Raw genomic sequence first — 19113 nt, 5'->3', positions numbered from 1 at the left:
GGATGCTACCAGACCCTGCGTGAGAGTAAGCTAAAGCTGTGAAAGGCGTCTACGAGAAGCTTCAGGAAACCGTCGCGGCGATCCGCGAGCGGACCGCGTTCACCCCCGAGCTGGGCATCGTCCTCGGCTCCGGGCTGGGCCCCCTGGCTGACGAGGTGGATCGGGTCCTCGAGGTCCCCTATGCCGAGCTGCCCCACTTTCCCCGGTCCACCGCCCCGGGGCACGAAGGCAAGCTGATCCTCGGCGAGCTCATGGGCAAACGGGTGGTGGTCTTCAAGGGCCGGGTGCACCACTACGAGGGCTATTCCCTCTCCGAGGTGGTCTATCCCGTGCGGGTCGGCTACGTTCTCGGAGCCAAGACCTTCCTCCTGACCTCGGCCGCGGGCGGGCTCAACCCCGCCTTCTCCGCGGGGGAGATCATGCTCCATCAGGACTACATCAACTTCATGGGCGACAACCCCTTGCGCGGCCCCAACGACCCCCGGCTCGGACCCCGTTTCCCGGTGATGTTCGACGCCTACGACCCCGAGCTCAGGGCGCGGTTCGTCGAAGCCGCGATGGACGAGCGCGTCCGGTTGCGGGAGGGGGTCTACGTCGCGATCAGCGGGCCCAGCTTCGCCTCCCGGGCGGAACTGCGCATGCTCCGCGGGTTCGGGGCCGACGCCATCGGCATGAGCACGGTGCCCGAGGTCATCGCGTTGCGCCACCTGGGCGCGCGGGTGGTCGCGGTCTCCACGATCACCGACATGGCGATCCCGGACCGCGAGCACCACGCCACCGAAGAGGAGGTCCTGGCCACCGCCGAGCGCACCGGCCCGGTCTTCCGCCGGCTGGTCAAGGCCTTCCTGGCCCGGGTCTGATGGCCCTGGAGGAGGTCCTCGAGCGTATCGCCCGCGCCGCGCAGCGTGCGGGCCGGGACCCGAGCGAGGTGCGGCTCGTCGCGGTGACCAAGGGGCGGAGCCCGGAGGCGATCCGCCAGGTGCTGGGGGAGGTTCCAACCGTCCCCCTCGGGGAGTCCCGGGTGCAGGAGGCTTTGGAGAAGATGGCCGTGCTCCCCCGCGCCGAGATGCACTTCATCGGCCCCTTGCAGTCCAACAAGGCCAAGCACATGCCGCGTTTTGCCCTGGTGCACTCCCTGGACAGCGAGAAGGCGGCCCGCGTGATCCAGCGGCGGGCCGCGCATCCGGTTCCGGTGCTGGTCGAGGTGAACGTGGGGCGGGAGCCGCAAAAGCGCGGAGTGCTCCCGGAGGCGCTGGGGGATTTCCTGGCCCGCCTCGCCGAGCTCGACCGCTTGCAGGTCCGGGGCTTGATGACCGTGGCCCCGAGGGGGCTCAGCGAGCCTGACCTGAGGCGGGTCTTCGCCGAGCTTTCGCGGTTGGCTGACCGCTTTGGCCTCCCCGAGCGCTCGATGGGCATGAGCGAGGACTTCGAGCTCGCGATCCAGGAGGGGGCCACCTGGGTTAGGCTGGGGAGGGCGATCTTCGATGGAGTTTAACCCGCTGGACATCCGCTATCAGGAGTTCAAGCGCCGGGTCCGGGGCTACGATCCCGAAGAGGTGCGGGCCTACCTCGGGGAGGTCGCGGACTACGTGGGGCAGCTCTTGGAGGCCTTGGAGGCGAGCCGGAGGGAGATCGCGGAGCTCAAGCAGGAGCTCGACCGCCTACGTCAGGACGAGGCCGAGCTCAAGCGGGCGGTGGTCGCCGCGGAGCGGATCGCCCGCGAGGTCAAGAGTCAGGCCGAGCGCGAGGCCCAGCTCATCCGTGCGGAGGCCGAAGCGGACAAGGAAAAGATCCTGCGCGAGGCGATGGAGCACCTCCGCGCGATGCGCCGGGAGCTCGAGGAGCTCAGGCAAAAACGGGACCTTTTCAAGGAGCAGTTTAAAGGGCTCTTGGAGAGCTACCTAAAGAGCCTCGGCTAGTGGGTCCACCCTAGCTTCGCGGCGAGAAGGAGCAGGCGCTCGCGCCAGACGTAGCGCGGGGGAAAGCGCCCCTGAACCGCGAACCCGGAGGCGTTGAGCCCGAGGCGTTTGGCCAGGAGCAGGGCCCTTGCCAGGTGCGGGGCGTCGGTGACCACGACGATCGGGGCGGTTCCAAAGACCCGTTTGGCGGCCAGGAGGTTCTCCCAGGTGCTGGTGCTCTGGGTCTCGCAGATCAGGGCCGCCTCCGGCACCCCCCTTTGGGCCAGGTAGCGGCAACCGGCCTCGCCCTCGCTGAAGCGGTCGCCGGGACGGCGCCCGCCGGTGACCAGGATGCGCGTCACCGCCCCTGTCTTCCAAAGCGTCAGGGCGCGCTCCAAGCGGGCGGCGAAGATGGGCGAGGGGCGGCCGTCGTACTGGGCCGCGCCGAGGACCACCGCGCCCCGGCCGGCCAGGGCCAGCGTGCCCAAAAACAGGAGCCAGACGAGCCGTCGCATCGGCGTTTATGCTAAACTATCCTTGCCGGTAGGGTGAAAATCTGCGATTCCACGCCCGCCGGCGGGTGATCGTTGATTCAGAAGGTTTACGGCAGGACCCAAGGCCTCAAACCCAGCCTCCTCAAGCAGGTGGCGAACCTTTACCGGCGCCGTCTTCCTAAGGGGCGTCCCCTCTCCCGGGAGCTCGCGCACCGGCTCGCCGAGCTCTCCGCCGAAGCCTGGCGCCCGATCTCGCTGGTCTTCGACCGACGCGGTCGGGTGCAAAAGGTCGTCGTCGGGGACGCGAGCGAGGTGCGCTTTCCCGAGGGGCGGCAGGTGGAGACGCGGCTCTCCGGCCGCTACCTTTTGCACACCCATCTCGGTGAGGGGGGGCTTTCCCGGCCGGACCTCTCCCAGCTCTTTTTGCACCGGCTCGACGCGATCGCGGCGCTCGAGGTCCAAAACGGCGTTCCCGGCGACCTGACCCTGGCCCACCTCGTCCCCCCGCACGCGGAGGAGGAGGACTGGCGTATCCTTGCCCCCGCTCCCTGGCACGCCTGGCTTGAGTTTGACCTCGCGGGGCTGGTCGCGGCGCTCGAGGAGGAGCTCGGTCGTCAGGCGCGCCTGCAGGCGCTCGAAGACGGCGCTGGCGAACGGGTGATCCTGGTCGGCGTGGACCGCGGAGAAGGCGTGGATGCCGAGCTTGCGCTTTCCGAGCTGGCCGAGCTGGCCCGGAGCGCGGGAGGCGTGGTCGTGCACAAGGAGCTGGTCTTCCGCCCCCATCCCGATCCCCGCTACGTGGTGGGCCCGGGCAAGCTCGAGGAGCTGACCTCGCTGGCCTACCACGAGAACGCCGGGACCCTGATCTTCGGTCTGGACCTCACACCGGCCCAGACCGGAGCGATCAGCGCCCGCACCCAGCTCAAGGTCCTCGACCGCACCCAGCTGATCCTGGACCTCTTCGCGCGCCACGCCCAGACCCCGGAGGCCAAGGCCCAGGTCGAGCTCGCCCAGCTCCGCTACCTCCTGCCCCGTCTGGTGGGCCGTGGCGCGGCGATGAGCCGGCTCGGGGGCGGGATCGGGACCCGGGGTCCGGGGGAGACCAAGCTCGAGGTCGACCGGCGCCGCCTGCAGGCGCGGATCACCCAGCTCACCCACGAGATCGAGCGCATCGCCCGGCGGCGCCGTGAGGCGCGCAAGGGCCGCAAGCGCCGGGGGGTGCCGGTGATCGCGGTGGTCGGCTACACCAACGCCGGTAAGACCACCCTGATCCGGGCCCTGGCCAAAAAGGGTCAGGCCGGCGAAGACAAGTACTTCGCCACCTTGAAGCCCCTGGTGCGCAAGGGCTTCTTGCCCGGGGTGGGGGAGGTGCTGTTCGCGGACACCGTGGGCTTCATCCGGGAGATGCCTGAGGCCTTGGTGACCGCGTTTCGGGCCACGCTCGAGGAGCTCGCCGACGCCGATCTCCTCTTGCACGTGCTCGACGTCTCCGAGGATGGGTTTTCGGCCCGCAAGGAGGCGGTGGAGGGGCTGCTCTCGGAGCTCGGCCTGCCCCATCCCCAGGTCCTGGCCCTGAACAAGGTGGATCGCGCCGATCCCTACGACCTCGCCCTCGCCCAGGAGCGCCACGCCGGGGTACCGATCTCGGCGGTCACCGGTGCGGGCCTGGACACGCTCAGGGCCGCGTTGCGCGAGGCGCTCTTGGCCACTGGCGTCCAGCCCGCGGCCTGGGCCTAACCCGGGTTTCATCCCCTGAGGCTAGGCTCAGGGCGTGGAAGCGATCAAGCTCGGCCCCTTCGTCATCCCCCTGGTGCGGCTCTACGTGGCGCTGGCCCTCGCGGGCGGGTTGCTCGCCGCCGAGGTCCTGGCCCGCCGCTACGAGCCCCGGCTCTCCGCCTGGGCCTGGAACGCGGCCTTTTGGGGGTTGATTGCGGCCCGGTTGGGGTACGTCCTGACCCACCTCGGGGCCTATGCGCAGGAACCGCTCGCGGTCTTCTACCTCTGGCAGGGGGGGTTCTCCCCGGCCTTCGGGGTCTTGGGCGGGGCGCTCTATACGCTTTGGTTCTTTCGTGACCGGCTGCGGGCGCTGCGCTACGCGCTCATCGCCGCCGCTACCGGAGGCGTGGTGGCAGTCTTGCTCTTTGCCTTTTCCTTCCGCCAGGCGCAGCTTTCCGGCGAGCTCCCCGGCTTCGCGCTGCCCGCGCTCGACGGGGGGATGGTGAGCCTTTCGGCGTGGCGGGGCAAGCCGGTGGTGATCAACGTCTGGGCCAGCTGGTGCCCGCCCTGTCGACGGGAGATGCCGCTCCTACTGGAAGCCCAAAAGGCCCATCCCGGAATCGGCTTCGCCTTCGTCAACGCCCAGGAAGACGCCGAGACGGTGCGCGCCTTCCTGACCCGCGAAGGGCTTGCCCTTCCCAACGTGCTCCTTGACCGCGAGGGCCGGGTGCTGCGCCGTTTAAAGGTCATCGCGCTGCCCACCACGGTCTTCTTCGACGCCGAGGGGCGGGCCGTGGCCCGGCACATGGGTGAGCTATCGCGGGCGGCGCTTTCCGACTACCTCAAGCGGATCGCGCCCTGAGGGCCTCGGCGAAGGCCTCGAGGCCCAGCCGGTCCGCGGCCTCGAGGTGGTAGCGAAAGTTCCAAAGGTAGCGCAGCATCAGGCCCTCGGGGACCAAAAGCCGCCGCGCCTCCTCGGCGACCACCGCTCCTAGGGCCTTGAGCCCTTGTTCGCGCGCGGCTCGCAGCAGCCGCACCGCGTCGGGGTCGGGGGGACGTTGCTTGGGATAGGCCCAAAGGGCGAAGACGAAGGGCAGGCGGGTGTGCGCGAACCAGCGCGCGGCGAGGTCGGTGACGAAGAGCCCCTCCTTGGCCTCGGGCAGGTCGGCGATCGGCTCCGGCCAGGGGCCCAGGGCGTCGGCGTAGGCCTTGAGCGCCTCGTCCCCGATCAAAAGCACGCCGTCGTAGGCTTCGAGCAGCTCGAGGCCCCCATCCTCCGGCACCAGCTCGAGCTCCGGGCGCATCCAGCGCAAGAGCGCCACCGAGGTGGCCGAGGCACGGGTCACCGCGACCCGTTCGAGCGCCTCGAAGGGGGCTTTGGAGAAGACGTTGACCGAATACACCCTCCCGAGCACCGCCACCGAGAAGTCCGGCAGGTGGTCGAGCGCGTCCCGGTGGGCGAGGTAGAACGCCGACGAGACCAGGGAGAGCTCGAGCTCGCCGGCGAGCAGGGCTTGGTTCAGCTCCGAGGGCACCGCGTGCACCAGCTGGAACGTGGGCGGTAAGTGACGGGCCAGGGGGGCGACGTTGGCGTAGCGGGGAAGGCCGAGCCTCATGCGGCCTCGGTGATCACCGCGAGCTCGTGGTAGAGCGCGTCGCGCTCGACCGGGAGGTAGCCGGCCTCCTGGATGAGGCGCACCAGGGCCCGCTTGGAAAGCCCCTCGGGGGCCCGGGCCCCGGCCATGTGCACGATCTTCTCCTCGACCAGGGTGCCGTCGATGTCCGAGACCCCCCAATCCAGGGAGACCTGGGCGATCTCCGGGGTGATCGTCGCCCAGTAGCCTTTGATGTGGGGGAAGTTGTCCAGGTAGATCCGGGCCACCGCGAGGTTTTTCAGGTCGTCCACCGCGTCCGCGGCCTCGGTCTTGCCCAGCGCCTTGGCCAGCGGGTTACCGTCGGGCTGGAAGGAGAGGGGGATGAAGCTCAAAAAGCCACCGGTCTCGTCCTGAAGACGGCGCAAGCGGTCCATGTGGTCGAGCCGCTCCTCCAGGGTCTCGATGTGCCCGTAGAGCATCGTGGCGTTGGTAGCCAGGCCCAGCTCGTGGGCCTCGCGATGCACCCTGAGCCAGCCCTCGGCGTCGACCTTGTTGCGCGCGATCTGGCGGCGCACCCGCTCGGCGAAGATCTCCGCGCCCCCACCCGGGAGGGCCACCAGTCCAGCCTCCTTGAGCGCGGCGAGCACCTCACGGGTCGTGGCCTTGGCGACCTTGGCGATGTGCACGATCTCCGCCGCGGTGAAGGCCTTGACCTGAAGGTCGGGGAAGTGGCGTTTGATCTCCGAGACCAGGCTGAGGTAGTAGTCGAGGGGACGCTTGGGGTGGTGTCCGGATGCGATGTGGATCTCGGTCATGCCCAGCTGATAGCGGGCGCGGATCCACGCGATCGCCTCGTCGACGTCGTAGTCCCAGGCGCCCTCCTCGCCGAAGCGGCGGGCAAACGCGCAAAAGGTGCAGCCCACGTAGCAGATGTTGGTTTGGGAAAAGCGCAGGGAGTGGACGAAGTAGGTCTTCCTGCCGTGCTTTTGCTGGCGCACGTGGTGCGCGAGGCGCATCAGGGTGGGCAGGTCCCAGGTCTCGTAGAGGACGCGCCCCTCCTCAAAGCTCAGCCGCTCGCCGGCGTGGACCTTCTCGGCCAGCGGTCGCAGCCTTGGGTCTTGAATCCAGTTCATCGGCCCTATCTTACTTCTCACCGAGACCGTTTAAGCTTGGAGCATGCTCAAGGTCCAACAGGGCGGCTGGATTTTGCTGGTCCTCCTTTTGCTGGCGCTTTACGCCAGTTATATCTTCTTCGAGCGATTCTTGGCGCTGCGCAAGGAGCGTGCCGGCGGTGAGCGGCTGATGCGCGAGGTCGAGGCCGCGCTGCGCCGGGGTCAGCTGGCCGCGGCCCTGGAGGCGGCGCGGGCCCACGGGGGCGCGCTCGGCCGGTTTTTGATGGCCGGGTTGCCCCGGGTCCCCTACGGCGTCGCGGCGGTGGATGCGGCGCTCAAGGCCGCCCTCTTGGAGGAGGAGACCCGCCTCTCCAGGGGGTTGGGGGCGGTGGGCCTGGTGGCCCAGAGCGCGCCGCTCTTCGGCCTTTTGGGAACGGTGACCGGCATGATCCAGGCCTTCAACGTCCTGGCCGTTGCCGGGCAGACCACCCCGGCGGCGCTGGCCGGGGGGATCGGGGAGGCGCTCTTCACCACCGCCGGCGGCCTGGTGGTGGGGATCCCCGCGCTCTTTGCCCACCAGTACCTCTCCGGTCGGGTCGACGACATCCTGATGGAGCTCGAGCAACGCCGGGAGGAGCTGCTCGGCGTGCTTGCCGAGGTGGAACGTGGCGCGAAGAAGGCGGACTAGCCCGGCGCTCAACCTGGCGCCGTTCGTGGACATCGTCTTCCTCCTGGTGATCTTCTTCATGGTCACCTCGACCTTCATCACCAGCGAACGCGGCCTGCCGGTGGAGCTCCCCCGGGCGGAGACCGGCCAGGAGGCCCCTTCCGGGGTCCCAGTGGTGGTGATCGACGCCAGGGGCCAGGTCTTCCTGGGTAACCGCAAGGTCAGCGACGCCGCCCTGCTCGCGACCCTGCGCGCACGGTTAAAGGGGAAGCAGGACCGTACGGTCATCCTTCGGGCCGATAGCAAGGTCGCCCACGGCCGGGTCGTCGAGGTGATGGACGTGATTCGTGAGGCGGGGGCCAGTCGGGTGGCCATCGCCGTCGTGCCATGAGCCGTAGCGAACGCAAACGCCGCCGCCGCGCGCTGTTGCTCGCGGGCTTTTCGACCGCGCTGCTCACCCTCTTCTTTCTTATCCTGGTCTCCCCAAAAGCGCCCCAAAAGGCGCCCCCCCGGGGCTATCTGGTGGTAGCCTTCGGCGAAGGCAGCAAGCGGCCCAAGACGCCGCCCAAGCCCCCGGCCCCGGCGGCGAAGCTGCCGAAGGCCAAGGCTGCCCCGCCGCCGAAGGCCCCACCACGCCCCAAACCGAAACCCAAGCCCAGGCCGAAGGCCCTCAAGCCGACGCCGGCCGCGAAGCCCCCGCCGGTGGCCGAAGGCCCCGCCCCCAGCGCGCCCAGGCCTCCGAAGGCCGAGCCATCGGCGAAGGCCCCCGCGCCAAGCGCACCACAGCCTCCCAAGGCCGAGGCCCCGGCGAGGGTCCCCGCGCCCAAGGCACCGCCACCGGAACCCGAGCCCGCCGCGCCCCAGCCGGCCCCGGCCGCCAAGACGCCTTTGGAGCAGATCCCCCCGGCGCCGAGCGTCCCCGAGCCGGTGGAGACTGCGGTGCCTGCCCCAGCGGGACCGGAGGGGGGAGCGAGCCCGACCGCGAGCACGCCGCCGGCTCCTTTGCCGTCGGCGGAGGAGGCAGCGACGCCGACGCCCCCGGGCCCCTCGCTCCCCAAGGCCCCACCCCTCGCCGCGCCGGCCCCGGTGCCCGCGCCGGTGGCCCCGAACCCGGCGCCCGCGCCGGCTCCAGTCTCCGGGGAAACGGCGAGCGTGCCCAAGGGCCCCGGGGCCCAGGCCTACACCCTGCGCCTGCGCGCGCCCTTTCTGGTGAGCGTGGACAACGCGGCCGCGGCCTATCCTCAGACCGGGCTCGAGCTCGCCTACCGCGTCTACGAGGTGCCGGTCGAGGGCGGGGTCACCCGGCTCTTGCTCGAGACCCGGGGGGACGAGCGAGGGCGCGTGGGCCCGGTGCGCAGCGCCCGGCGCTACTTCCTCACCCTTGCCGACCGCCTCGACGCGATCCTGGTGCACGTCGGCGGCAGCCCGCTGGCGCAAAAGCGGATCGAGGAGGCGGGCTACGTGACCTTTGACGGGCTCTACGACACCCGCCACTTCCGACGCGACCCCGCCCGCCGGCCGCCCCACAACACCTATGTGGACCTGGGCGCGCTGCGCCGGGAGCTGGGCCGCTTGGGTCTGGACCGCGTGGAGGTGAAGAAGGGCGCGGCTTACGTTCCCGACCCCGGGCTCCCCAAGGGGACCGCGGTCGCGGTGCGCTTTGCCCGGGACTACCAAAGCGCCTTCCGCTACGAGGACGGCACGTACCGCTGGTACCGCAACGGCCAGACCACGCCGGTGCGCGTGGACGCCGTGGTCTTGCTCTTCGTCAAGGCCCGGGTCAAGGACGCCGAGGGCCGGCTCGACCTCGACCTGACCCAGGGGAAGGGCGGGCTCTACCTGCGCGGGTATTACCAGCCGGTGACCTGGCGCCTGGCGCGGGAGGGGTTGTTGCTCGAGGACGCTGAGGGGCGATCGCTGGACCTCGCGCCCTATCGGGTCTGGTGGCTCTTCGTGCCGCCCTGGGCCCGGCTCGAGTAGCGGAGCGCGTCCTCAAGGCGGTCGAAGTAGGCGTAGCCTTCGCCCTCGGGCAGCGCCTTGGGGTTGTGCAGGTAGTAAAAGGGCCCTTGGGCCAGGCGCACTGCGGCGAAGCCGGCCTCGAGGGCCAGGGCCTCGAGCGCGGGCGGGCCGTCGAAGGCGTAGTGGCCGGGGAGCTCGAGCGCCTTGAGCATCAAAAGCCACTCGCCAAAGGCCTCGGGATCCAGGTCTTCGGGGAGGCGAAAGCGCACCCCGCCCCGGGCCTCTTGGAGAAGCCGGTGGCGGCGCAGGAACTTTCGTAGCGTCCGACGCTCGTCCCCGCTGACCCGGTAGCTGAGGTGGCGCGGGGCCTGGAGGCTAAAGCAAAACCCCGGCGGGGCCATGCGCCGCCAGCGCCGGACGAGGTCCTTGGTGGGGATGCGCTGGTAGGTCGAGGTCAGCTCGACGGTCTCGAAACGCTCGGCGTAGCGACGAAAGCGGGCCGAGGGCGGGAGCTCGGGGAAGAGGTGGCGGTAGCCGACGGTGCCTACCTTCAAGCCCATCGCAAGAACCACCCCAAGCTCAGGTAGATCATCTCCGGCTTCGGGACGTGCCCCACGCCGGGAAGCTCGGCCAGCGCCAGCCGGCCCGGGGCAAACCGCGCCCGCACCGCCTCCACGCTGGCCCGCGCCGCCTGGAGGGGGACCACCGGGTCGTCGGTGCCGTGCACGTGCAAGAGCGGGGTCCTCCCGTAGCGTTCGGGGGTAGCGATGGCGGGGACGAAGTCCGGCGGCAGGTAGGGGCGCATCCACTCCGGAGGCCGGCCCGCGCCCATGAGGACCGCGGCCGCGGCCGCCTCCACGCCCTCGGCGAGGAGGGCGTGCACCACGTAGCCTCCCATGCTGGCCCCCAGGAGGAAGTGGGGGAGGTCGGGGTAGGCCCGCCGCATCCAGCCGAGGAGGGCCGGGGCCTCCCGGACCGAGGCCATCTGGGCCTCGGCGATGAGGGCTTTGTCCTTGAAGACGTCCGCGCCTTGCGAGCGGTCCCCGTGGTGCAGGGCATCGGGGTGCAGGCTCAACAGCCCGGCCGCGTGGAGGGGGCGGGCGAGGGCCGCGGTGCGCGACTTGTCGCCGCCGGCGCCGTGAAAGAAGAGCACCACGCCGCGGGGGCGCGCTGGCCCCACGCGGAGGACCGGGACGCCTTCGATCTGGAGGACCTCCCGGGTCATCGCGCCTCCGGCTCCCAACTCAAAAGCCAGCCCGCGGCCGCGGCGACCATGGGCGTGGTGAGCTCGTGGCCGATCCCGGCCACGATCAAGCGCCCCAGCCGCCCGGGGTGATCGGCGTAGGCGGGTCTGAGCCTGACAATCGTGCGCTCGATCAGGGCGAGCGGCACGATCGGATCGTCCTCGCCGTGGATCTGCAAGATCGGGGTCGGCGGGTAGGCCGAGGCCCGGTCGAGGGGCAGGGGGACCCCCTCGGGGGCGGCGACGTTGGGGATCGCTCCCAGGCCGAAGAGGGCGGCGGCCACCGGCCTGGCCAGCTCGCGGCTGATCAGTTCGTGCCAGACGTAGGCCCCCATGGAGAAGCCGGCCGCGTAGAGGGGCAGGCCGTGTTCGGCTTGCCAGCGTGCCAACGCCGGGGGCAGCTCCTCGATCCAGGCCGCCACCACCTCGCGGGCGTGCTGGCTGAGGGCAGCCGGATCCTCGGTCGGAAAACCCTCGGGCCGCGCCCGAACGCCGTGGTCCGGGGCCTCAGGGGTGAGGACCAGGAAGCCCGCGCGTACAAGCGGCCCCGCCACCGCCCGCACGTACTCCGGCGTGCTCGCGTAGCCGTGGAGGAAGACCAAAAGCCCCCGCGGCGGCCCGTCTGGGAGGAGCGGTTCGGTGTGCACGCCTACCGGAAGAGCTCCGAGACCGACTCGCCCTGGTGGATGCGCAGGATGGCCTCGGCGAAGAGCGGGCCCACCGGGAGGACCGAGAGCTTGGACGGGAGGGGCTGGGGCGGGGGGCAGGTGTCGGTTGCCGCGACCTCGTGGATCGGCGAGGCCTGGATGCGCTCCAGCGCCGGCCCGACGTAGACCCCGTGGGCCGCGGCGGCCCGGACCTCCCGCGCCCCGGCCTCGAGCACCGTCTCCGCGGCCTTCACCAGCGAGCCCGCGGTGGAGATCTCGTCATCGACGATCAGGGCGATCCGGTCGCGTACGTCGCCGACCAGGCTCCGGGCCCGGACCTCGCGGTCGGAGAGGCGTTCCTTTTCGATGAAGGCCAGGGGCAGGTTGAGCTGCTTGGCGACCTGACTGGCGCGCTTCAAGCCCCCGGCGTCGGTGGCCACGACCACCGCGTCCTCGAGCTCGTCGAGCCGGGTGGCGAAGTGGTTGGCGATTACCGGCATCGCCGAGAGGTGGTCCAGGGGGATCTTGAAGAAGCCGTGCACCTGGGGCGAGTGCAGGGTCATCGTCAGGACCCGGTCCGCCCCCGCGGTCTCGATCAGGTCCGCGATCAGCCGGGCGGTGATGGAGATGCGCGGCTCGTCCTTCTTGTCGCTCCGGGCATAGGAGAAGTAGGGAATGACCGCGGTGACCCGGTGGGCGCTGGCCCCCTTGGCGGCGTCGATCATCATCAGGAGTTCGAAGAGGTGGTCCTGCACCGGTGGCACCAGCGACTGCACGATGAAGACGTCGGACTCGCGCAGCGACTCCTCGTAGCGCACGAAGAGGTTGTCGTTGGCGAACCTGAGCGTCGTGCTGCGGCCCAGCGGCAGGCCCAGGGCATGGGCGATCGCTTCGGCCAGGGGGCGGTTGGAGGAGCCGGAAAAGATCTTGAGCGGTCGGTCCATTCCGGCGCTAGGATAGCACGGTGGATCCGGTCCGCCGCGCCCACCTGCGCTTTGATCGCGTGCTTTTTGGCCTGCTTGCGCGCGAAGGTTGGCGACCGAGCTGTGCTCCCGGCTGTTTCGCCTGCTGCTACGCCTGGGTCGAGGCCACGCTCGGCGAGGCCGAGGCGATTCGGAGCGCGGCCCCGCCGAACCTCTTGCGCCGCGTGGAGGCCGAAGGCCGGCGCCGCGCGCGCCTGCTCGGCCCGCACCGCGACGACCCCGCTTGGCCGACGCGGCACTTCCTCGCCCGCCGGCCCTGCCCCCTCCTTCAGGAAGGGCGCTGCGCGGTCTACGAAGCGCGTCCCCTGGCCTGCCGGGGGGTGCTGACCGACCTCGATCCCGGCTACTGCGAGCCCGGGGTGGTCCCCGCGCTCAAGGGCAAGGCGCGGGCCCGCTACCAAGCCCGATTGGACCCCGCGCGCCACGGCCCCGAGCACTACCTGCGGCGGCCCCTGGAGGCCAGCCACCGGGCCTTTTCCCGCCTGCTTCGGGACGAGGTCCGAACGCGGGGCTTTACCCTGGTCGGCGAGCTTTCGATCCTGATCTGGATCGCCGGGAATGCCGGGTTTCGGTCGGCGGCCCAACGAGGCTCGGCGGCGGTGCGCCGCTGGCTTGCCGGCAAGCCCTTCGCTGGCGGGGCCCACGGGGTGGAGCTGGTAGACTGAAGCCCCGGAGGTTTTGCGGATGCGCTACATTTTCGTTACCGGCGGGGTCGTCAGCAGCCTGGGCAAGGGGATCGTGACCAGCTCGCTGGGCGCCATCCTCCGGGGGCGGGGCTACCGGGTGACCGCGCTGAAGATCGACCCTTACGTCAACCTGGACGCGGGCACGATGCGCCCCTACGAACACGGCGAGGTCTTCGTCACCGCCGACGGCGCCGAGACCGACCTCGACATCGGCCATTACGAGCGCTTTTTGGACCGTGACCTGGCCCGGATCAACAACGTCACCACCGGTCAGGTCTACCTTTCGGTGATTCAAAAGGAGCGGCGCGGCGACTACCTTTCCCAGACCGTGCAGGTCATCCCCCACATCACCGATGAGATCAAGGCCCGCATCCGCCTCGTTGGAGAGGCGCAGGACGCGGAGATCGTGATCGTCGAGGTCGGGGGCACGGTCGGGGACATCGAGAGCCTGCCCTTCTTGGAGGCCATCCGGCAAATGCGCTTCGACGAGGGCGAGGCGAACACCCTCTACCTGCATCTGACCCTGGTGCCCTATCTAAGGACCTCGGAGGAGTTCAAGACCAAGCCCACCCAGCACTCGGTGGCGATGCTCCGCTCGGTGGGCATTCAGCCCGACGTGATCGTCTTGCGTTCCGAGCGCGAGGTGCCCGAGGAGGTCAAGAAGAAGGTCGCGCTCTTTACCAACGTCGCGCCGGAGTCGGTCTTTTCCAGCTACGACGTGGACTTCCTCTACCAGGTGCCGCTGATTCTCGAGGAGCAGGGGCTGGGCCGCCGGGTCGAGCGCTACTTCGGCTTGGACCCGGTGATTCCCAACCTCGGCGTTTGGCGCGAGGCGGTCGAGGTGCTCAAGGCCCCCGAGCACCGGGTGCGCATCGCCGTGGCCGGGAAGTACGTGAAGATGCCCGACGCCTACCTCTCGCTCTTGGAGGCGCTGCGCCACGGCGGGTTGAAGAACAAGGCCGCGGTGGAGATCGTTTGGGTGGACGTGGAGACCCTGGAGAGCGAGGCCGACCTCGATCGCGCCTTTTCGGGCGTGGATGGGATCCTGGTCCCCGGCGGGTTCGGCGTGCGGGGCATCGAGGGCAAGATCAAGGCCGCGCGGTATGCCCGGGAGCGGAAGATCCCCTACCTCGGCATCTGCCTGGGGATGCAGGTCGCGGTCATCGAGTTCGCTCGCTACGTCGCGGGGCTGGAGCGGGCCAACTCCACCGAGTTCGACCCCTACACCCCTCACCCGGTCATCGACCTGATGCCCGAGCAGCTCGAGGTCGAGGGCAAGGGCGGCACGATGCGGCTCGGTGACTGGCCGATGAAGATCAAGCCCGGCACCCTGCTCTCCCGGGTCTACGGAGGGCGGGAGCTGGTCTTCGAGCGGCACCGCCACCGCTACGAGGTCAACCCGGCCTACGTCGGGCAGTTGGAGGCTGCAGGACTCGTGATCTCCGGGGTGACCCCAGGCCTCGAGGGCCGTGGCGAGGGCCTGGTGGAGGCGATCGAGCTCCCCGATCACCCCTTCTTCTTGGCGGTGCAGTCGCACCCCGAGTTCAAGAGCCGGCCGATGCGGCCGAGCCCGCCCTTTGCCGCCTTCATCGAGGCGGCGCTGGCCCAGCGGCGAAAGACCCGGCTGCTCGCTGGCGATCAGGCGTAGGCCAGCGCGAAGTGTCGCGCGGTGCGGCCGGAAAACCCCCGGCCCTCGGCGGCAAAGCGCAGCGCCGCCTCCCGGGTGGCCTCGTCCAGGGGGCGGCCCAGGTGGGCCGCCACCGCTTCCAGGTAGCGCGCCTGGTCAAAGGGTGGAAAGGTCAGGACGAAGCCGAAGCGGTCCGCCAGGGAGCGGGCCTCCTGGGTCTGGTCGAAGGCGTCCGGCGCCTCGCGGCGGCGCCAGTCGTCGCGCAGCAGGTTGCGTTGGTTGCTGGTGGCGATCATCCAGACGTTCTCCGGCCAGCGCAACAGCGCGCCTTCGAGCAGGCTCTTGGCGGTGCGGTAGCTGGCGTCGTCCTGGTCGAAGCTGAGGTCGTCGAAAAAGAGGATCACCCGCTGGGGGGCACGCGCGAGGCGCTCGACGAGCCGGGGCAGCGCGAAGAACCCCTCCGGGCGGACCTCGACGAGGCGCAACCGGGGGCGTTCCGGGGTAAGCAGCGCCTTCACCGTGCTGGACTTGCCCGTGCCCTGGGCGCCGTAGAGCAGCGCGGGCGGGGCCGGTTTGCCCTCGTGGAAGCGGTCCGCCAGGGCGTTCAGCGTCTCGCGTTGCCGGGCATAGCCGACGAGCGGCGCGGGCGGGGGGAGGTCCTTAACGGGGATAAGGTTCGCGTCCCAGCGAAACGCCGGGTGCAGCGCCAGCGGGGCGAACCCGTGGGCCCGATAGAGCGCAAAGAGGCCTTCGGCGCTCGGGGCCTCGAGCACCTCCCGGGCAGCGAGTTCCGCCGGCAGCGGCGGCCGAGCGCCAAGGTCGTCGAGGGGGTAGGTGCGCCGGGTCTTTTGGTAGCGGGCGACGAGGCGCAAAAGCCCCTCCTCGACGAGGCGCGAAAGCCCGGCGGGCCAGGGGCCCGCCTTCTCCGCCAGCGGTGAAGCGAAGAGCGCCCGGGCAAAGGCCCAGCCCCAGGGCTCGCCGCGGGGCAGGTCGGCCTCCACGGCCAGGGCCTCGGGATCCGGAGGGTCGAGGTAGCGGGGAAGGGGAAACAGGCGGCTCACGCGCCCTATCATAAAAAAGTGGTGGGCCCTGCAGGACTCGAACCTGCAACCCACCGATTAAGAGTCGGTTGCTCTACCAAATTGAGCTAAGGGCCCACGGCCTCGCGGCCAAGACCTACTTTAGCCCCGCCGGGCGCATCCGTCAAGGCGCGACGAGGAAAAAGAGCGCGATCCCGAGGGCCAGGGCCAGGGCTTCGCCGAGGACGTATCCCCATAGGAATCGCCGGCGTTCGGCACTCCCTGCGTTCTGGAGGAAGATGCGAATCGCGATGAGGTTGGCCATCGAGGCGATCGGGGTGCCGAAGCCCCCGACGTTCACGCCCCATAGCAGCGCCCGCCAGTCTTCGGTGAACGGGGCCAGCAGGACCGCGGTGGGGACGTTGGAAAGGCCCTGGGAGAGGGCCACCGCCAGGGCGAAGATCGAGGCGCGCCTTGCGAAGGCAAGGGGTAGCAGCGCTTCGAGGTTGTCGACGAAGAGAAAGAAGGCCGCAAACGTTAGCAAAAGGCCATAGTCCACCTTTAGGAAGGCGGCCCGGTCGGCGAGAAGGAGCAGCCCCAGGGCCAAAAGGGTGGCGGGCAGCGGCAAAACCCTGAGCACGGCTCCGACCACGACGGCCAGCGCAAGCAAGCGAACGCCGAGCCCTCCCGTGGTCCGGACACGTCCGGGCGCGGGCCCCTGGGGTGGGCCGAGCCGCCAGGCGGCCAAGCCGAGGAGCACGAAGAAGACCGCCCCCAGCGGAAGGATGGCCTGCACGAACGCCCCTAGGCTGGGTTCGTAAAACCAGAAGAGGTAGAGGTTCTGCGGGTTGCCAAGGGGAGTGAGCGCGCTACCGGCGTTGGCTGCGAGCACGAGCAACACGGCAAGCTCGGCCCGCCGGACCCGGAGGGCGAGGACCAGGGGAAGGGCGGCCAGTAGGGCCACGTCGTTGGTGACGAAGGCTGCGAACCCGAAGGTGCCGAGCACGAGCTTGGGGCCCAGCGCCCGACCGCGCTCGAGCCAGGCCGCCAGCGCTCGGAGGTGTCCGCTTCGTTCGATGGCCTTTACCGAGGCGAAAAGCAGCCAAAGGAGGTAGAGGACCTCGAGCTCGTCGGCGGAAAAGTGGGGCCAGGTCCCCCTCAGGGGCGTCGTGACCAGCACGCCGACCAACGCCAGCCACAAGAACCCCTCGCGTAGAAAGGCGCGCCCCACGCGGCGAGTCTACCGCGTGGGGGTGCGGACGGTTCGCGCTAAGCCTAGCCGAGCTTGGCCAGGGCTTCTTCGTACTTCTTCCCGGCGACGTCGAAGTTGACGACGTTCCAGAAGGCCTGGATGTACTCCGGGCGGCGGTTTTGGTACTTGAGGTAGTAGGCGTGCTCCCAGACGTCAAGGCCCAGGACCGGGGTAAAGCCCTGCATCACCGGGTTGTCCTGGTTCGGGGTGGAAAAGACGTGGAGCTTACCGAAGGCGTCCAGCGCAAGCCAGGCCCAGCCGGAGCCGAAGCGGGTGGCCGCCGCCTTGGAGAAGACGTCCTTGAAGTTCTCGAAGGAGCCGAAGGTCTCGTTGATCGCCTCGGCCAGCTTCCCGCTCGGGGTCTGGCTGCCGCCGGGGGCGATCACCTCCCAGAAGAGGCTGTGGTTCAGGTGGCCGCCGCCGTTGTTGCGTACCGCGGTCTGGATGTCCTCGGGCAGGGCGGCGAGGTTCTTCAAGAGGTCCTCGGCCTCGTAGCGGTGCAGGTACGCGTACTTCTCAAGCGCGGCGTTGAGGTTGTTGACGTAGCCCCCATGGTGCTTGGTGTGGTGGATCTCCATGGTGCGGGCGTCGATGTGGGGCTCGAGCGCGTCGTAGGGATACGGCAGTTCGGGCAGTTTGAACGGATACGGCATAACTTCCTTCACCTCCGACACTCAATATAAGGGCCGGGGCACGGCGGACAATGTGCCCCGGCGCATAAACCCGGAAGGCCCGCTAGGGAATCCCGGGTTCGGTCATCTTCCACGGATCGAGGATGCGGTTGATCTCCTCCTCGGGGAGGACCTGTTCCTCGAGCAGCAGCTGGCGGATCGTCTTGTTCTCGGCCATGGCCTTCTTGGCCAGTTCGGCGGCCTTGTCGTAGCCGATCACCGGGACCAGCGCGGTGACCATGGCCAGCGACCACTCGACGTAGCTCTCGGCCTTTTCCTTGTTGGCCTTCATGCCTTTGACCGCCTTGTCGGTGAAGACCCGGGTGGCGTTGCCCAGCCAGCGGATGGACTCCAGGAGGTTCTTGGCGATCACCGGCATCATCACGTTGAGGTCCAGGTTGCCGTGGGTGTTCGAGACCTGGACCGTGGTCGCGTTGCCGATGACCTGGGCGGCGACCATCATCAGCGCCTCGTTCATCACCGGGTTGACCTTACCCGGCATGATCGAGGAGCCCGGTTGCACCGCTGGAAGCTGGATCTCCGCTAGGCCACAGCGGGGGCCGGAGTTCAACCAGCGAATGTCGTTGGCCACCTTGATCAGGCTGGTGGCAACCGTGGCCAGCTGTCCGGCGAGCTCGGTGGCGGCGTCCTTGGAGTGCTGAGCCTCGAAGTGGTTCGCCGCCTCGCGGAAGGGCAGGCCGAAACGCTTGGCGAGCTTTTCCGCGACCAGCTTGCCGAAGTCCGGGTGGGTGTTGATCCCCGTGCCCACCGCGGTGCCTCCCTGGGCGAGTTCGTAGAGCCGTGGGAGGACCGACTCCAGCCGCTCGATCGAGAGCTCGACCTGCCGCGCCCAGCCGCTGGCCTCCTGGCCCAACCGGATGGGGGTCGCGTCCATCAGGTGGGTGCGGCCGATCTTGACGATCTCGTCCCAGGCCTCGGCCTTTTCCGCCAGGGCGTCGCGCAGATGGCGGAGCGCTGGGAAGAGAACCTCGTGGAGCTCGAGCGCCGCCGAAACGTGGATCGCGGTGGGAATGGTGTCGTTGGAGGACTGGCCCTTGTTCACGTGGTCGTTGGGGTGGACCGGTTCCTTGCCGCCGCGCTTGCCGGTGAGGATCTCGTTGGCCCGCCCGGCGATGACCTCGTTGGCGTTCATGTTGGTGGAGGTGCCGGAACCGGTCTGGAAGATGTCCACGACGAACTGGTCGTCGAGCTTGCCCTCGATCACCTCCTCCGCCGCCTGCATGATCGCCTTGGCGCGGGTTTCGTCGAGGAGGCCGAGCTCGAGGTTGGTCTCCGCGGCGGCGTGCTTGATCGCCCCCAGCGCCTTGATAAAGGTTCGGGGAAAGCGCAGCCCGCTAATCGGGAAGTTCTCCACCGCCCGCTGGGTCTGCGCGCCGTAATACGCGTCGGCCGGGACCTTGAGTTCGCCCAGGGAGTCCCGTTCGATCCGGTACTTCATCCTTCCACCTCCAGGCGTATTTTAGGGCCTCGAAAAAGGCGACTTGTCCCGAGAAAAGGGGGCGGCTGCCCCCTTCCCATAGACG

At 69.5% G+C, this 19113-nt stretch carries 21 protein-coding genes and 1 tRNA gene; 10 read left to right on the top strand and 12 right to left on the bottom strand.

The features are described from left to right. Positions 1-38 precede the first annotated feature (38 nt). The 3 genes from ACZ48Y_RS03730 to ACZ48Y_RS03720 are packed head-to-tail and all read left to right on the top strand — an operon-like array spanning position 39 to position 1919. On the top strand, positions 39-860 hold the full coding sequence (locus ACZ48Y_RS03730; RefSeq protein ID WP_464742291.1) for a purine-nucleoside phosphorylase: 822 nt from the start codon (positions 39-41) through the stop codon (positions 858-860). Then, the gene (locus tag ACZ48Y_RS03725) at positions 860-1495 is read left to right on the top strand and encodes a YggS family pyridoxal phosphate-dependent enzyme (RefSeq protein ID WP_464742289.1); all 636 of its coding nucleotides are present in this window, start codon (positions 860-862) and stop codon (positions 1493-1495) included. The genes ACZ48Y_RS03730 and ACZ48Y_RS03725 overlap by 1 nt, the downstream gene beginning before the upstream one ends. After that, positions 1485-1919, top strand: a complete 435-nt coding sequence (locus ACZ48Y_RS03720) for a DivIVA domain-containing protein (RefSeq protein ID WP_464742287.1) — start codon at positions 1485-1487, stop codon at positions 1917-1919. Before ACZ48Y_RS03725 ends, ACZ48Y_RS03720 begins: the two co-directional genes overlap by 11 nt. On the opposite strand, the gene ACZ48Y_RS03715 is transcribed toward ACZ48Y_RS03720, so the two are convergent. Continuing rightward, the gene (locus ACZ48Y_RS03715) at positions 1916-2413 is read right to left on the bottom strand and encodes a YdcF family protein (protein ID WP_464742285.1); all 498 of its coding nucleotides are present in this window, start codon (positions 2411-2413) and stop codon (positions 1916-1918) included. The two genes, ACZ48Y_RS03720 and ACZ48Y_RS03715, sit on opposite strands and share 4 nt — an antisense overlap. 75 nt (positions 2414-2488) lie before the next feature. On the opposite strand from ACZ48Y_RS03715, the gene hflX reads away from it, so the two are divergent. Continuing rightward, positions 2489-4129: a GTPase HflX gene (gene hflX, locus ACZ48Y_RS03710; protein WP_464742808.1), complete on the top strand. Its 1641-nt coding sequence runs from the start codon at positions 2489-2491 to the stop codon at positions 4127-4129. Between the two features lie 34 nt (positions 4130-4163). Continuing rightward, positions 4164-4970 (top strand): TlpA family protein disulfide reductase, encoded by an 807-nt coding sequence (locus ACZ48Y_RS03705; RefSeq protein ID WP_464742283.1) that lies wholly within the window; start codon positions 4164-4166, stop codon positions 4968-4970. Here ACZ48Y_RS03705 and ACZ48Y_RS03700 read toward each other — a convergent pair. Both ACZ48Y_RS03700 and mqnE read right to left on the bottom strand, forming a co-directional pair. Beyond that, on the bottom strand, positions 4951-5724 hold the full coding sequence (locus ACZ48Y_RS03700; RefSeq protein ID WP_464742281.1) for a menaquinone biosynthetic enzyme MqnA/MqnD family protein: 774 nt from the start codon (positions 5722-5724) through the stop codon (positions 4951-4953). The genes ACZ48Y_RS03705 and ACZ48Y_RS03700 overlap by 20 nt on opposite strands. Continuing rightward, entirely contained in the window at positions 5721-6836 is a 1116-nt protein-coding gene (gene mqnE, locus ACZ48Y_RS03695) for an aminofutalosine synthase MqnE (RefSeq protein WP_464742279.1), read from the bottom strand. Before mqnE ends, ACZ48Y_RS03700 begins: the two co-directional genes overlap by 4 nt. 43 nt (positions 6837-6879) lie before the next feature. Between mqnE and ACZ48Y_RS03690 the strand changes: the two genes are divergently transcribed. From ACZ48Y_RS03690 to ACZ48Y_RS03680, 3 genes are read left to right on the top strand one after another with little or no spacing between them, the layout of a single operon-like run. Continuing rightward, on the top strand, positions 6880-7503 hold the full coding sequence (locus ACZ48Y_RS03690; RefSeq protein WP_464742277.1) for a MotA/TolQ/ExbB proton channel family protein: 624 nt from the start codon (positions 6880-6882) through the stop codon (positions 7501-7503). A gap of 25 nt (positions 7504-7528) precedes the next feature. Continuing rightward, positions 7529-7873, top strand: coding sequence for an ExbD/TolR family protein (locus tag ACZ48Y_RS03685; RefSeq protein ID WP_464742275.1), 345 nt, complete (start codon positions 7529-7531; stop codon positions 7871-7873). Continuing rightward, positions 7870-9462, top strand: coding sequence for a DUF3048 domain-containing protein (locus tag ACZ48Y_RS03680; protein ID WP_464742273.1), 1593 nt, complete (start codon positions 7870-7872; stop codon positions 9460-9462). Before ACZ48Y_RS03685 ends, ACZ48Y_RS03680 begins: the two co-directional genes overlap by 4 nt. Here the strand turns inward: ACZ48Y_RS03680 and ACZ48Y_RS03675 are convergent. The 4 genes from ACZ48Y_RS03675 to ACZ48Y_RS03660 are packed head-to-tail and all read right to left on the bottom strand — an operon-like array spanning position 9414 to position 12275. Next, on the bottom strand, positions 9414-9995 hold the full coding sequence (locus ACZ48Y_RS03675; protein WP_464742271.1) for a DUF72 domain-containing protein: 582 nt from the start codon (positions 9993-9995) through the stop codon (positions 9414-9416). The two genes, ACZ48Y_RS03680 and ACZ48Y_RS03675, sit on opposite strands and share 49 nt — an antisense overlap. Continuing rightward, complete coding sequence (locus ACZ48Y_RS03670) at positions 9992-10666, bottom strand: alpha/beta hydrolase (protein WP_464742269.1); 675 nt, start codon at positions 10664-10666, stop codon at positions 9992-9994. The genes ACZ48Y_RS03675 and ACZ48Y_RS03670 overlap by 4 nt, the downstream gene beginning before the upstream one ends. Then, positions 10663-11331: an alpha/beta hydrolase gene (locus tag ACZ48Y_RS03665; protein WP_464742267.1), complete on the bottom strand. Its 669-nt coding sequence runs from the start codon at positions 11329-11331 to the stop codon at positions 10663-10665. Before ACZ48Y_RS03665 ends, ACZ48Y_RS03670 begins: the two co-directional genes overlap by 4 nt. Before the next feature lie 2 nt (positions 11332-11333). Further along, positions 11334-12275 carry a ribose-phosphate diphosphokinase gene (locus ACZ48Y_RS03660; protein ID WP_464742265.1) on the bottom strand — a complete coding sequence of 314 codons (942 nt, stop codon included), beginning with the start codon at positions 12273-12275 and terminating at the stop codon, positions 11334-11336. Between the two features lie 20 nt (positions 12276-12295). Here ACZ48Y_RS03660 and ACZ48Y_RS03655 point away from each other — a divergent pair, with 20 nt between their 5' ends. Both ACZ48Y_RS03655 and ACZ48Y_RS03650 read left to right on the top strand, forming a co-directional pair. Then, positions 12296-12979, top strand: a complete 684-nt coding sequence (locus tag ACZ48Y_RS03655) for a YkgJ family cysteine cluster protein (RefSeq protein WP_464742263.1) — start codon at positions 12296-12298, stop codon at positions 12977-12979. Between the two features lie 19 nt (positions 12980-12998). After that, complete coding sequence (locus ACZ48Y_RS03650) at positions 12999-14648, top strand: CTP synthase (protein WP_464742261.1); 1650 nt, start codon at positions 12999-13001, stop codon at positions 14646-14648. On the opposite strand, the gene ACZ48Y_RS03645 is transcribed toward ACZ48Y_RS03650, so the two are convergent. From ACZ48Y_RS03645 to ACZ48Y_RS03625, 5 genes are all read right to left on the bottom strand, one after another. Beyond that, positions 14639-15688: a DUF815 domain-containing protein gene (locus ACZ48Y_RS03645; RefSeq protein ID WP_464742259.1), complete on the bottom strand. Its 1050-nt coding sequence runs from the start codon at positions 15686-15688 to the stop codon at positions 14639-14641. The two genes, ACZ48Y_RS03650 and ACZ48Y_RS03645, sit on opposite strands and share 10 nt — an antisense overlap. 19 nt (positions 15689-15707) lie before the next feature. Beyond that, positions 15708-15784 (bottom strand) — tRNA-Lys (locus ACZ48Y_RS03640). A 46-nt stretch (positions 15785-15830) separates the two neighbouring features. After that, positions 15831-16877, bottom strand: coding sequence for an SLC13 family permease (locus ACZ48Y_RS03635; protein WP_464742257.1), 1047 nt, complete (start codon positions 16875-16877; stop codon positions 15831-15833). Between the two features lie 44 nt (positions 16878-16921). Then, a complete protein-coding gene (locus ACZ48Y_RS03630; protein ID WP_464742255.1) occupies positions 16922-17551 on the bottom strand; it encodes a superoxide dismutase in 630 nt (209 codons plus the stop codon). Between the two features lie 82 nt (positions 17552-17633). Then, positions 17634-19028 carry a class II fumarate hydratase gene (locus ACZ48Y_RS03625; RefSeq protein ID WP_464742253.1) on the bottom strand — a complete coding sequence of 465 codons (1395 nt, stop codon included), beginning with the start codon at positions 19026-19028 and terminating at the stop codon, positions 17634-17636. Positions 19029-19113: the final 85 nt, after the last annotated feature.

The sequence above is a fragment of the Rhabdothermus arcticus genome (genome assembly GCF_055382915.1).
This window is presented reverse-complemented; position numbering and strand designations above follow the sequence as displayed.

Bases quoted from the DNA above. Each gene is read 5' to 3' on its own strand.
- ACZ48Y_RS03625 (WP_464742253.1), bottom strand. From the start codon at position 19,028: ATGAAGTACCGGATCGAACGGGACTCCCTGGGCGAACTCAAGGTCCCG.
- ACZ48Y_RS03690 (WP_464742277.1), top strand. From the start codon at position 6,880: ATGCTCAAGGTCCAACAGGGCGGCTGGATTTTGCTGGTCCTCCTTTTG.
- ACZ48Y_RS03670 (WP_464742269.1), bottom strand. From the start codon at position 10,666: ATGACCCGGGAGGTCCTCCAGATCGAAGGCGTCCCGGTCCTCCGCGTG.
- ACZ48Y_RS03680 (WP_464742273.1), top strand. From the start codon at position 7,870: ATGAGCCGTAGCGAACGCAAACGCCGCCGCCGCGCGCTGTTGCTCGCG.
- ACZ48Y_RS03660 (WP_464742265.1), bottom strand. From the start codon at position 12,275: ATGGACCGACCGCTCAAGATCTTTTCCGGCTCCTCCAACCGCCCCCTG.
- ACZ48Y_RS03725 (WP_464742289.1), top strand. From the start codon at position 860: ATGGCCCTGGAGGAGGTCCTCGAGCGTATCGCCCGCGCCGCGCAGCGT.
- ACZ48Y_RS03720 (WP_464742287.1), top strand. From the start codon at position 1,485: ATGGAGTTTAACCCGCTGGACATCCGCTATCAGGAGTTCAAGCGCCGG.
- ACZ48Y_RS03630 (WP_464742255.1), bottom strand. From the start codon at position 17,551: ATGCCGTATCCGTTCAAACTGCCCGAACTGCCGTATCCCTACGACGCG.
- ACZ48Y_RS03700 (WP_464742281.1), bottom strand. From the start codon at position 5,724: ATGAGGCTCGGCCTTCCCCGCTACGCCAACGTCGCCCCCCTGGCCCGT.
- ACZ48Y_RS03715 (WP_464742285.1), bottom strand. From the start codon at position 2,413: ATGCGACGGCTCGTCTGGCTCCTGTTTTTGGGCACGCTGGCCCTGGCC.
- mqnE (WP_464742279.1), bottom strand. From the start codon at position 6,836: ATGAACTGGATTCAAGACCCAAGGCTGCGACCGCTGGCCGAGAAGGTC.
- ACZ48Y_RS03650 (WP_464742261.1), top strand. From the start codon at position 12,999: ATGCGCTACATTTTCGTTACCGGCGGGGTCGTCAGCAGCCTGGGCAAG.